Source organism: Sphingobacterium sp. IITKGP-BTPF85, assembly GCF_001006065.1.
Classification (GTDB): Bacteria; Bacteroidota; Bacteroidia; order Sphingobacteriales; family Sphingobacteriaceae; genus Sphingobacterium; species Sphingobacterium anhuiense.
On record NZ_ASZT02000153.1, the window covers coordinates 1 to 12141 of the forward strand.

The following is a 12141-nucleotide window of genomic DNA, read 5'->3' on the forward strand; positions in this document are numbered from 1 at the left end:
CCTCAGACTGAGCATATACACCTGTCCTATGCCCCCGAAGTAAACGGGACTCAAGGCAACAGCTGTTCGACATGTGGAATGGATCTGAGATCTGTTCAACAGGAAAATCCAGATCAATATCAGGTACAATTAAACAACTTTAACCACAGAATTATTGAAGCAGGGACATCCCGTTAGACTACTATTTGCAATCAAAAAAAACCAAAAACAAGTAGCATTGGACATTTCTGATGAAATGAACATTCATGTCATGGTCATTAGTGAAGATCTTAATTGGTTCAGACACATCCATCCAGTGCTGCAGCAAGACGGTAGCTATGCTGTAACACAGACTTTTCATAACGGTGGAAAATACCATTTGTTCACCTATTTTAAACCTCTTGGTAAAGAACATGTCTTAAACATGTTAGAAATCGAAGTGAAAGGGTACTATATGACTTCTCGTGAGGTCACTTCAAAAAAACCGATATGTTACATAGATGACTATACAATTATCCTTGAAAATACCGATAATTTTAAAACCGGCAACATACAACGTATAAAGATAGCCATCGAAAAATGCGAAAAGAAACTGTATAACAGTAGTTTGGAACAGTATTTGGGAACATCAGCTCATATATTAATGATCAATAAGACGGATAAAGAGTTTTTACAGATCCGGCCCATACCACATGTACAATACCCGATATACGCAGAAACAAACATTACAAAGGCTGGTAAATACAAGATGTGGGTGCAGTTTAAAATACATGGAAAAGTCCATACAGCAGACTTTAATATTGACATAAGATCAATAAAGGAAAGCGAAAAGGAAGTACAGCTTCGTCAGCATCAGGTATAGCAAAATGTGAAGCCGAGTTTTGAAAGACACAGAATACAGAACCTCTGCTTTAGAAATCGAGAAAATAACGAAGCAGTTCAAAAGTAAAATTTTAAAACTATCTTTAAATGATTAACGGAAAATAGATATGAAAAAGAACTTATTGATATTGGCAATTTCACTATTTGGACATGTGGCACTTGCCCAAAATACAGAAACACTATTAAGTAAATATTATGGTGTAAAAAATGCATTGGTAAGCAGTGATGAGAAAAAGGCTTCCGAATCCATTCAAGCACTTCAGAAGGTGGTAAAAGCAGAAAGCGCTTTCAAACTGAAAGATAACTTAACCCTTGAAGTAGATAAATTAGCAAAAGCAGGCAATCTTGAAAAACAGCGTGCATCATTCAATGAAGTTTCAACGATCATGTGGCAAATCGTAAAAAGCAGTGATAAGGTCAGCCAACCAGTGTACTATCAATATTGCCCGATGAAAAAAGGCTATTGGTTAAGCAATGAAACGGCGATTAAAAATCCTTACTATGGATCTGCGATGCTTACCTGTGGTAAAGTTACTGAAACTAAGAAGTAACCCGTGAAAAGCTGAGCATTCGATTCAAGTAAAAACTCCGAACGAACAATATCCAATTGTTCGTTCGGAGTTTTTACTTTCCATAGCATCAAATTCATTATCTTCGAATACATAAACCAGTATTCATTCATAAAGATACCCCATGATAGCTATAAAAGTGACTTATACCATCAAAGAAGACTATGTTGATGCGAACAAAGAAAACATTCAGATTTTTCTTGATGAGTTTAAAGAATTGGACAATCATCAATTTGTATATACGATATTCCAGGTTAATGGCAGCAACACCTTTATCCATATGTCACAATATAAAAATGAGGCCATTCAAAAAGAATTATTAAATATGCCCGCTTTCTTAGAATTCCAAAAACAACGCGATCTCCATCTGCTCTCTGAACCAACTATTGAATCCTTAACACAGATCGGTATATCAAAAAATATATGGTGATGAAATAGTTAAAAAAACAAGAGCCCTGACAATACTCAAAAACTTCATAATCAATTCATACACAGTTAACATATGCTTTGTAAATTTATATAAGCAAATTAATGTAAACAGTGGTTTAAAACATTTGAATTATGAAAACGATCACACATTTCTTCCAAAGGGTATTATTTCGTATCTTTCTAGTGCAGTTTAGTTCATTCTATTCTCCTCTTAGATTTCACAAATATTAAAACAACTTAAATAAGTGATATTTGCACCACTTGAGAAAATAAATTCCGTAAATGATTTTAACTAAAGATTCCTTTGGCGAAGATTTTATTTGGGGAGTTTCTACAGCCGCCTACCAAATTGAAGGAGCTCATGATATACATGGAAAAGGCCTTTCTATTTGGGATACTTTTGTAAAAAAAAGAATAAGATCTTTAAAAACCAGCACGGAGATATTGCTTGCGATTTCTATAATCGCTACATAGCAGATCTCCATTTGATGCACAGCTTAAATATTAGGAACTACAGGTTTTCCATTGCCTGGAGCCGTATTCTACCGCAAGGTACAGGAGAAGCCAATCCATCAGGCATTGACTTCTATAATAAACTCATCGATCTTTCTTTAGAATTAGGGATTACACCTTGGATAACACTCTATCACTGGGATCTGCCGCATGCCCTGGAACAAAGAGGTGGATGGATCAACAGGGAAGTCACCGATTGGTTTGCTGATTATGTAGCACTCTGTGTCAAACACTTTGGCGATCGGGTAAAAAACTGGATGGTTTTAAATGAACCTGCGGTATTTAGTGCCGCTGGATACTTCTTTGGCGTACATGCACCTGGAAAAAAAGGAATCGATTACTTTTAGCAGCTGCACATCATGCATCACTAGCACAGGCTAAAGGTGCAAGAATTATTAAATCACTACAACCAGACAGTACCGTTGGAACCACTTTCTCCTGTTCGCATATTGAACCGTTCACCGGAAGAGAAAAAGATATCCTTGCTGCTAAAAAAGCAGATGTATTACTCAATAGGTTTTTCATAGAGCCCCTGCTAGGTATGGGCTATCCTACAGATGAGATCAAAATTCTAAGAAGAATTGAAAAATATATCAAGCACAATGATGAAAACGAGCTAAAGTTTGATATGGATTTTATCGGAGTACAAAATTATACCCGCGAAATCATCCGTCATTCCTTATTCGTCCCCTACCTACGCGCAAAAATTGTAAGTGCAAAATCGCGCAAGGTCGAACTCACTGCCATGAATTGGGAAGTATTTCCTGAATCCATGTACCATGTTTTGAAAAAATTCAGTGCCTATCCCAACATACCGCCACTGATTGTCACTGAAAATGGAGCAGCTTTTCCAGATGAGGTGGTTAACAATCAAGTCGATGACCCGAAAAGAGTGCAGTATTTACAGTCGACCATTGCCCAAGTACTTAGGGCCAAACAAGAAGGAGTTCAGGTCAACGGGTATTTTGCATGGACTTTTCTCGACAACTTTGAGTGGGCAGAAGGTTATCATCCCAGATTTGGTTTAGTATATGTTGATTTTGAAACGCAACAACGCATCGTTAAATCTTCGGGACATTGGTATGCTGATCTTCTGAAGCAGAAGATATAGGTTCAAGCTATTCGAAATTAGCTAAGTGGTATTGATTATAAAATCGATACCACTTACCATATTAATACCTATAATTCACATATTCCGACAGTAACTTCAAGTTCTGAATCGCGTCGCCCATTGTATTGTTAAAGTAAGTGAAAACCTCTTTCCCTTCAGCTAACCATTCCCGAATATATGAACTATATTCCTGTAGAAAATCATCTTCATAACTACCCCGGTAATTACCATTGGGACCATGAAATCGCAGATAAATAAAATCTGTTTCACTATAGGACAATTGCATACCATTACTGTTCTTGTCGTGCAGCACAAGACTGGCTCCGTACGAATTAACAGGCTAAATGTATCTTCACAATGCCAAGATGGATGCCGAAACTCGACGCATACCCGCCATCCCTTTATATGCTCATCATTAACAACAGTCTCTAGCAAAAGATTGACATGCACAGCAGCATTAAACGTAACAGAGGGAGGAAACTGAATCAGTAAACAACCTTTCTTCTCGCCTGCTTCGGCAATCACCTTCAAAAATGAGCAACATCATTCGGGTCAAAGATCAAACCTTTTGCGTGAGTAATTCCCCTCCATAATTTAAAGGTGAAACGAAATCCATCCGGTACTTCATCTGCCCATCGTTTCACAGTTTCTTCACGTGGTATTTTATAGAATGAACTGTTTACCTCCAACGAATTGAATAATAAAGCATAGACCGCAAGCCTGCTTTTCTCCTGAAGATTTTCGGGATAAAAACTTTTATTTTTATAAGGCAGTAAAATACCGCTCGTACCAGAAAAATACAAAGACTCCATAACCATACAACAAGCACCTCGGAGAGAAGTTATTTTTAATCCTAAATATTAAGATTACATCAGGCAAAAATTAATCTGGATTCCATATTGAACCATCTAAATATTTTCGGATGTATGTCGACTGGACAAATGCTGAAGTACGATTTGATAGGCCGACTTTTTCTCCCACTTAGCGATCAGCCATGAAATAAAACAAATATGAAAAATATCCGCATGTTCTTTATTCTTTAACAGATCGACCGCAGTTTTTTGAAATACAGGATTAAACACTATATCAGGCTTATTGAAATATTTCTCCACAAGACTCACAAAATGTAATACCCTTTCTTCATGAGTTTCTGTAAGAAAACCACTGTATCGACGTTTGAAACTACTTAACCTTGAAACAGCAAGTTCGATATGCCCGAACTGTGCATGAACCAAAACCTCCATCAGATTTTTACGAATGGTCCAAAGCATACCCATTTTTTTCTCGTACCATTGATCAGTATGCTGAAACAAAGCAAGATGGCGTAAGCAAGATCTTTCATCCTGCAACGATAAAACATCGTTAAACATATCCTTAAATCTTCTATGTCCTCCTGTTTTGTCTTTTTTGTTGTCATTTCCAAAGCCTTCATCAATACAGCTATTCCTTCTCCACCCATTCCAGTAAAATATAGATTCAGAGCCGATAACAACTGATGCCGTGGATAAAATTGAGATTCATGAAAACGGTGCTGTTCCATTTGGTTCTTCATCTCAGAAAGATACTCCGCACTCTTTTCAAAGCTTCTGTTGCGTAAATGAAAGTTTGCCAAAAAATAAAGGACATGCAACTGATAAAATAAGTGCGATTCATCCGCTTTCTTCTTTCCCTGAATAAAATGTTGGATGCGCTGGATATAACGTTCTATAAAACTATAATCCTGATGAATAGCCGCATATTCATTGGCTATAAAAAGTATCTGATAAATAGACTTATAATTCATTAAATCTTTGACTGCAATCTGATATTTTCGTATGGTCCCGAGCATCAGTGCGGCCAAGTTGACCACTTTACCTTTCAGATTTACCTCACGCATTTCCTGACGCAGAAAAGCATATGCCAGATTCAATTTTGCCTCCCGTTGCATATGTTGCTGGTTGACCATAAAACGTGTTGTTAAGTCTTCTAAATTTTCTGAAGCTTCACTATGCGCATAATTTATTTTAAGAAGCAATATATCGTTCAATAAATTATACTGTTCCAGTTTTGTTGCGATTTGCTCGGCCTTCACCAAGCACTTGAAAGCAGTTTTATCCACATCATTTTCCAAAAGAAAACGGCTTACAACGATTAAACGCATCACTTCCGAAGCCTGACTGTTATTGCTTTCAAATGTCTTCTGAGATAGAAATAAAAGTAGGTTATCGTGCAGTCTTTTACGCAAAGCATGGTAAGAATCCCTGCTTTTTGTTTTTTTTAACAGCTTTTCTAAGCCATTTATATCGTCAGTATTTAGCAATTCAAATAATAGAATATTTTTAACATCGTGTCGCTTATTCTTCTTGCGCATAAATGCCTTAAAATCCTTTTTATCCTGATCACCAAGTAAATTTATTAATGTCGCAAGCGCATCCATAATAGGTTAATTTTAAAAACAAACCTACTAAAAAATTAATTTAAATCATCAGTATTTTCAAATATCTCATTTGTGCATCTAGCGACAACAGCGGACATTTGCTTTCATAATAACACATAAAAAAACAAAAATTATGGAACCGCTAAAACACAAAACAGAGGAGAACACTCCACTTACAAAAAACGAAGAAAAAACAAAAAATCCATTCAAACCTACAGGTGCATTCATCGGCGCATCCTGGTTTGCTTTACTAACCGGCTCCATGGGATACTGTATCGGTTTATGGAATGCAACCATGGAACTCAATGAAAAAGGATATTATTTCACCATCCTGCTATTCGGTTTATTTGCCGTGATCTCCGTACAGAAAAGTGTAAGAGATAGAGCAGAAGGCATTGCCGTAACCGATCTTTATTATGGGCTTAGCTGGTTTGCAACAATTGCCGCGATGGTGCTGCTTACAGTAGGGCTTTGGAATGCAGATCTCCTACTAAGTGAAAAAGGATTTTATGCCATGTCATTCTGCTTAAGTATATTTTCAGCCATTGCTGTACAAAAAAATACCCGCGACGCCAAAATGTTTGAGGAAAACGATTTGTAACTTAGCGGTTGCTACCCGCAGAGACTTGCACAGCAAGCCTGCGGGTTTATTTAATTAATACTGCTAAATGAAGAAAAGTATCCTTATATTAATGAACAGCATCGCTTTTATTGCGGTTACACTATTTGCATTTACTTTTATACAGACATATTGGTCGATGGGAAAATTATCAGATCAAACATCAAGTGGCTGTCTAGCCTGTAGTTTCGTATACGATGCATTCTTCATTTCTTTATGCAGCACCATTATGCTTACCATTTTATTTCTTTTGATAGCGCGGATCAAGAAAAACAGATACAAAATCACAATAGAATTTTTGCTATTGACCAGCTTTTGGATTTTTTGGAATTACAGCATTTTTGTAGATCGCGAATCCTCATGGAGTACCTACAGTTTCAATGAAGAAATCTATTATACGATTTATTTGTCCCTTTTACCGGTTTTGGTCTTATCAGTTCTAACGCTCTTGACAATTAATAATAAGTTCATTTTCTCAAAATTGAATAGATTTAAAAAGCGACCTAGTACCCCACTTTAAATTAACAGAAGTACTTTTCCAAATGATGATAAAATCTCCCCAGCAGTAAATTCTATGCTGAGGGAACAACATGAAAATCCTTTCAAGCAAAAATAAATATATCTAGCGATCTTAATCTACCGCAGCGTGGATGAATATCTCATTTTCTGATTGTGTAATACAAGCAAAATTCTCTATGTTTGGTCTTCTAAATCTACCATAAGTACATTCGTCATATGGCTTAGAATCAAAATAGCTTACAATATGAAAAGACTTTACATTTGTTTCCTTACTACGTTATTATGCTTTTCAGCCGTTATTCAACTTTCGGCTCAGGAGACAGATTCGGTTAATAATAAAGAGCTGGGCTTAAGTTCTCTATTAAACGGTATTCGACAACAGCAGATCAACGATTCTTTAGAGCGCGTAAAGCTTCAAAACGAAATCACAAATCTAAAGACACAAAATAGCGCAAAGAAAGAAAACCTGAAACAACAGCTCAATAATTTTGATGAAGAAAATATCATCCGAAATCAGCAGTTAAAAATAAAAGTTGATTCAATCAAGAAAAATACCAAACGTTACCCTGTCGCACCATTTAACGATACGTTGTTTTACATATACAACAAACTCGGTTCATCTTTAGCAAAAGACCGAGCTGACAATGTCGTTAGTCGCATTCAAAACCTATATGAAGATGACTTCGTAAAAGTTGATTCATTCAAAATTGAAAACAATGAAATCAGCTCAGATATTGTATACAAAGACCTAATAATTACCTCAGTAACAGAACTCGATGCCCTACTTGAAGGAAAAAACAAAGAAGAAATCGCAAAACAGTATCTAAAAAGTATTCAGGAAACCATAACCCGAGAAAAAGAAGAAAACAGTATTTCAAAATTATTGATCCGCATTGGGCTTATCGTGCTCATTTTTATTGTCTTTTACTTATTGATACTATTGATCAATAAAATTAAAAATTACAGTGTACAGCGGATTATGACAGAGCGTAGCCAGCTGATCAAAGATGTCAAAATCAAGAATTATGTTTTGGTCAGCTCCGTTCAAAAAACCCGCATGCTGATCAGCAGTATCAACATGTTGCGCTGGGCACTTATCGTTTTGATGGCCTTCATCATGTTGCCTATTGTTTTCAGTGTCTTTCCTTTTACACAGAGTTGGGCCAACAGTTTGATCGGCCTATTTACCAAACCCTTAAAAAAAGCATTTTTAGCAATCTGGGATTATATCCCCAATCTCATCACGGTATTTGTCATCCTATTTGTCATGCGCTATGCCGTCCGACTGGTTAAATACATTTTTACTGAAATCGATAAGGGAAAGCTAGAAGTAAATGGTTTCCATCGCGAATTTGCTATGCCGACTTTTACCATTGTCCGCTTTCTATTGCAAGCATTTACACTCGTTCTGATATTCCCTTATCTACCAGGATCGAACTCAGATATCTTCAAAGGAATATCAGTATTTATTGGAGTATTATTTTCATTAGGCTCATCTTCTGCAATATCCAACATTATTGCAGGTCTTGTTATTACCTATATGCGACCTTTCCGAATCGGAGACCGCATCACCATAGCTGATAAAACGGGGGTAGTGATTGAAAAATCACCGCTGGTGACAAGACTCAGGACCATTAAAAATGAAGAGATCACAATCCCTAATTCATCTATCTTATCGGGTAATACTGTAAACTATTCTACTTTTTCAGATCAGGGAATTTGCTTTCAGGTTGAGTTAACAGTGGGCTATGAAGAACCGTGGGAACGCATCCATGAAATGCTTTTAAACATACCTCCGCGGGTAGCACGTGTCAATACAACCCCAGCGCCCTTTGTACTACAGAAGAAACTAGATGACTTTTACGTGCTCTATGAACTGAATGTTTATATTTCACAGTCTGCCGAAATCGCATTGGCACAATCCGAGATTTTTCAACTGATTCTGAACGATTTTCTAGCAGCAGGAATTGAAATGAATGCCCCTCACATTTTCACTAAAGTGGATCACACTCCACAATATAGAGCAGGAATAGATCAAATCTAAAAAACACTCTTAAGACAATTAACTAAAAAAAATCACGACCAATCCGTTTGAACTGGATTGGTCGCAATCAACAAATAGAATAAAAATGACTACACCTATATAAAAACCAACTGATGCCTATCCGTGCAGAAGTAGCTATGAACCATATGAGTCAACTACTGAATGCATCTTTATGATGATCTAATCGATTAATAGCAAAATATGAGAAACGAATAGAAAGAAACATAAAGGACTAAAGAAATAAGTATCTTTCCGAGCAAAAACAGACTTTCGAAATCTTTTAGTGATCCCAACATATTTAAAATCCCCTATAAAACGGAGTAGAAATATAGCCGCAATAATCCACATACCATAACCAATATAGATGGATGCTACAGGAAGCTGAACAAGACCATCAAAAACCATATTAAGCAACGCAAACAGAAACAATCCAACAGCGACGATAAAGGTTCCAAACCGACTGGGGGTAAAAACTCTCTTCCCATTCAACTTTGTCGGGATCGTGGCCGCAATTCCGAACTGTCCATTGCATACCCAATACAGATGCATCGCGGCAAGAAACAAGAAAACAACAATATTTATTTTTGAAAGTATAAACTCCATTCGTTTATTTTTTATTTTAATTCAATAATAAGGATACTTAAAACAAGATCAAAGATTCTTCATCCGAATCTCCAGTTAATTCAGGTAATACGACAGCTTTCTGACAATCGTTCAGATAAGTTACCTTTCTTGGGTACTTCGTCATATAGGCATTGATCAGTTGCATCATGTAGTGATTGCCGGGATATCGCTGTAAACTAGAACGGATATCTTCCATCGACTCGAATTGCACGTATTCATCCAGATAACCCATGGCATAAAAATTACCCTGCTCTACCCAGACATAACTTTTCTCCTCTGGTGTTCTTCCTTTATCAACGATTACAAAGGTAGGTTGCTGCTCCAAAAGATGATCGACAGCCAATTCCACTTGCGCATTATGTTTTTCAACTTCCGGCAAATCCGGTTCATCAGGAAAACACCTACTTGCATAAGGTATTTCTGTAGCACCAAATGTACACATACGATGATCGAGCTCAAAGTTAACCATCAACTGCCGCAAGACCTGTACCCCATCATATTCCAGATTAAATACCTGAATACATTGACAGTGCTTTTTCAATTTACCGACCGCAAGATACAGATAGCCATTCTGTGCTTCATATTTAAACAAACCAAATTTAGGCTCAAAACGTTTCAATGCACGATTATAGGCCGGCCATAGTTTCTTTATTTCTGTACATTCCAGTAATAGCGCCATGAGTTCCGTCGCGCACACCTCAAATGTGATATGATAGATCTCCCTTAAAAAATGCTGTCGTTGTTTATTGATATTGTGCCCCGTAAAATGAGATGCAACACGCTTCTTCAGATTTATAGCTTTTCCAACATAGATAACCTTTCCGTATTGGTTCATAAAATAATAGACGCCCGGATGCTGCGGTAAGGCTTCAAAATCCTCTGGTGCCAAATTAGGCGGGAGTCGTTGATCCGGAGCCGCTTTCCTCAGCATTTCGTCCACCACACCTTCATTATCCCACTGCAGTAAACAAGAAAACAATATAGCCGTTGCTTCTGCATCTCCGCCGGCACGATGACGATTTGAAATAGGAATAGCTAAACTGTCGCAAAGCTTTCCTAAACTGTAAGATCGAAAACCCGGTCTTATTTTACGGCTCAGTCGTACTGTACATAGTTTTCGTGCCGTCCATTTATAGCCATGTTCTTCCAGTTGATGACGAATAAATGAATAATCAAAGTTAACATTATGAGCAACAAAAATACGCCCATCCAGCATATCGAAAACCTTTTGCGCAATATCACCAAATACAGGCGCATCTGCCACCAGCTCGTTATCAATTCCCGTCAGTGCAAAAATAGCCAATGGAATATGTTGTTCCGGATTAATCAACGATTCCCATCGATCAATGACTTTCTCTCCGTCATGAATCACAATCGCAATTTCTGTCATACGGCTGCCCCGGGCATTTCCACCCGTAGTTTCAATATCCACGATGGCATACGTTATGTTTTTCAACTTGTTCACCTCAATCAATTTAACAAAGTTTGCAACTTATTATTCTATATCTTACAGGAACTAACTAACGTTCTTCCGATCAACTTTGCGTAATTTTTCTATTTACAAAAATAAATCCAAATCGTCAGCTGTCACGATAATGCCCTACAAATAATCAATATTTTACACTACATTTGTTTCCAATAGAAACAATTCAATGTTTCTAATAATAGCAAATGGAAAATAAAGAACCAAAAATATTTTTTACCAATAACCTAAAGTTCCTCCGGGAGCGTAAAAAAGTCAGTCAGGCAGTACTCTCCGAAGCCATCAATGTAACACGGGTAAAACTTGCACTTATTGAAATTGGCAAAACAAAAGCCATGGAACCACATTTTATGTTATCCATCTCCAATTACTTTAAGATCAGTTTAGATACCTTAATGACCGTTGACATCAGTAAGCTAGGCGAGTTAAAGATTCGCGATCTGGAAGCTGGGAACGATATTTACATCAAAGGCGGAAATCTTAGAGTTCTGGCCATCAGTGTTGACAAATCCGATCAGGAACATGTTGACTATGTGCCCATAAAAGGACGAGCTGGCTATGTATCTGGAGGGTATGCTGATCCGGACTATATTTCAGAGCTACCGAAATATCATATTCCCAATCTTTCTAAGCACCGAACATATCGTACCTTTCCTGTAGTTGGAGACTCCATGTTGCCCTTTCCGCAAAATATGGATATAACAGGAAAATTTATTGAAGACTGGAGCCAAATAAAACCCGAATCACTCGCGCTTGTAGTCTTAAAGGGGCAGGATATTATATTCAAAGCCATCACACTGCTTCGAGACGGAGTATTACAGTGTCGTTCTTTAAATCCTATTTACGAATTGTATACCGTTCCACTTGAAGAAATTTTAGAAATATGGGAGTTTCATAGTTACCATACAACAGAATTGCCCGAAACAACAGCAACTATTGCAACTGTACTCCAA

11 protein-coding genes and 2 pseudogenes are annotated in these 12141 nt (G+C 37.2%); 7 read left to right on the forward strand and 6 right to left on the reverse strand.

Annotated features, from left to right (window positions below; all coding sequences use genetic code 11):
• Nucleotides 1-154 precede the first annotated feature (154 nt).
• From L950_RS21220 to L950_RS21235, 4 genes and pseudogenes are all read left to right on the forward strand, one after another.
• Nucleotides 155-841, forward strand: a complete 687-nt coding sequence (locus L950_RS21220; protein ID WP_021190745.1) for a hypothetical protein — start codon at nucleotides 155-157, stop codon at nucleotides 839-841.
• 127 nt (nucleotides 842-968) lie between these two features.
• A complete protein-coding gene (locus L950_RS21225; protein ID WP_021190746.1) occupies nucleotides 969-1412 on the forward strand; it encodes a DUF3347 domain-containing protein in 444 nt (147 codons plus the stop codon).
• A gap of 142 nt (nucleotides 1413-1554) precedes the next feature.
• Complete coding sequence (locus L950_RS21230) at nucleotides 1555-1860, forward strand: hypothetical protein (RefSeq protein ID WP_021190747.1); 306 nt, start codon at nucleotides 1555-1557, stop codon at nucleotides 1858-1860.
• Nucleotides 1861-2141: 281 nt separating this feature from the next.
• Nucleotides 2142-3483 (forward strand): annotated as a pseudogene (locus L950_RS21235) (GH1 family beta-glucosidase).
• A 61-nt stretch (nucleotides 3484-3544) separates the two neighbouring features.
• Here the strand turns inward: L950_RS21235 and L950_RS37525 are convergent.
• From L950_RS37525 to L950_RS21245, 4 genes and pseudogenes are all read right to left on the reverse strand, one after another.
• Nucleotides 3545-4008: pseudogene (locus tag L950_RS37525) on the reverse strand (DUF72 domain-containing protein).
• Nucleotides 4009-4010: 2 nt separating this feature from the next.
• The gene (locus L950_RS35895; protein WP_262507164.1) at nucleotides 4011-4295 is read right to left on the reverse strand and encodes a DUF72 domain-containing protein; all 285 of its coding nucleotides are present in this window, start codon (nucleotides 4293-4295) and stop codon (nucleotides 4011-4013) included.
• Nucleotides 4296-4391: 96 nt separating this feature from the next.
• Nucleotides 4392-4760 (reverse strand): hypothetical protein, encoded by a 369-nt coding sequence (locus L950_RS34300; RefSeq protein WP_231577755.1) that lies wholly within the window; start codon nucleotides 4758-4760, stop codon nucleotides 4392-4394.
• Nucleotides 4727-5899 carry a hypothetical protein gene (locus L950_RS21245; protein WP_231577756.1) on the reverse strand — a complete coding sequence of 391 codons (1173 nt, stop codon included), beginning with the start codon at nucleotides 5897-5899 and terminating at the stop codon, nucleotides 4727-4729. The genes L950_RS34300 and L950_RS21245 overlap by 34 nt, the downstream gene beginning before the upstream one ends.
• Before the next feature lie 133 nt (nucleotides 5900-6032).
• Here L950_RS21245 and yiaA point away from each other — a divergent pair, with 133 nt between their 5' ends.
• Both yiaA and L950_RS21260 read left to right on the forward strand, forming a co-directional pair.
• Nucleotides 6033-6500, forward strand: coding sequence for an inner membrane protein YiaA (gene yiaA / locus L950_RS21250; RefSeq protein ID WP_021190748.1), 468 nt, complete (start codon nucleotides 6033-6035; stop codon nucleotides 6498-6500).
• A 781-nt stretch (nucleotides 6501-7281) separates the two neighbouring features.
• Entirely contained in the window at nucleotides 7282-9081 is a 1800-nt protein-coding gene (locus tag L950_RS21260; protein ID WP_021190750.1) for a mechanosensitive ion channel family protein, read from the forward strand.
• A 180-nt stretch (nucleotides 9082-9261) separates the two neighbouring features.
• On the opposite strand, the gene L950_RS21265 is transcribed toward L950_RS21260, so the two are convergent.
• Nucleotides 9262-9684: a DUF3995 domain-containing protein gene (locus L950_RS21265; protein ID WP_021190751.1), complete on the reverse strand. Its 423-nt coding sequence runs from the start codon at nucleotides 9682-9684 to the stop codon at nucleotides 9262-9264.
• A gap of 37 nt (nucleotides 9685-9721) precedes the next feature.
• Entirely contained in the window at nucleotides 9722-11161 is a 1440-nt protein-coding gene (locus L950_RS21270; RefSeq protein ID WP_046792096.1) for an exonuclease domain-containing protein, read from the reverse strand.
• A gap of 215 nt (nucleotides 11162-11376) precedes the next feature.
• On the opposite strand from L950_RS21270, the gene L950_RS21275 reads away from it, so the two are divergent.
• On the forward strand, nucleotides 11377-12141 hold a 765-nt coding region (locus L950_RS21275; RefSeq protein WP_021190753.1), incomplete at its 3' end, for an XRE family transcriptional regulator.

Coding starts and splice junctions, on each gene's coding strand:
- L950_RS21230 (WP_021190747.1), top strand. CDS start 1,555: ATGATAGCTATAAAAGTGACTTATACCATCAAAGAAGACTATGTTGAT.
- yiaA (WP_021190748.1), top strand. CDS start 6,033: ATGGAACCGCTAAAACACAAAACAGAGGAGAACACTCCACTTACAAAA.
- L950_RS34300 (WP_231577755.1), bottom strand. CDS start 4,760: ATGGGTATGCTTTGGACCATTCGTAAAAATCTGATGGAGGTTTTGGTT.
- L950_RS21260 (WP_021190750.1), top strand. CDS start 7,282: ATGAAAAGACTTTACATTTGTTTCCTTACTACGTTATTATGCTTTTCA.
- L950_RS21245 (WP_231577756.1), bottom strand. CDS start 5,899: ATGGATGCGCTTGCGACATTAATAAATTTACTTGGTGATCAGGATAAA.
- L950_RS21225 (WP_021190746.1), top strand. CDS start 969: ATGAAAAAGAACTTATTGATATTGGCAATTTCACTATTTGGACATGTG.
- L950_RS35895 (WP_262507164.1), bottom strand. CDS start 4,295: ATGGAGTCTTTGTATTTTTCTGGTACGAGCGGTATTTTACTGCCTTAT.
- L950_RS21265 (WP_021190751.1), bottom strand. CDS start 9,684: ATGGAGTTTATACTTTCAAAAATAAATATTGTTGTTTTCTTGTTTCTT.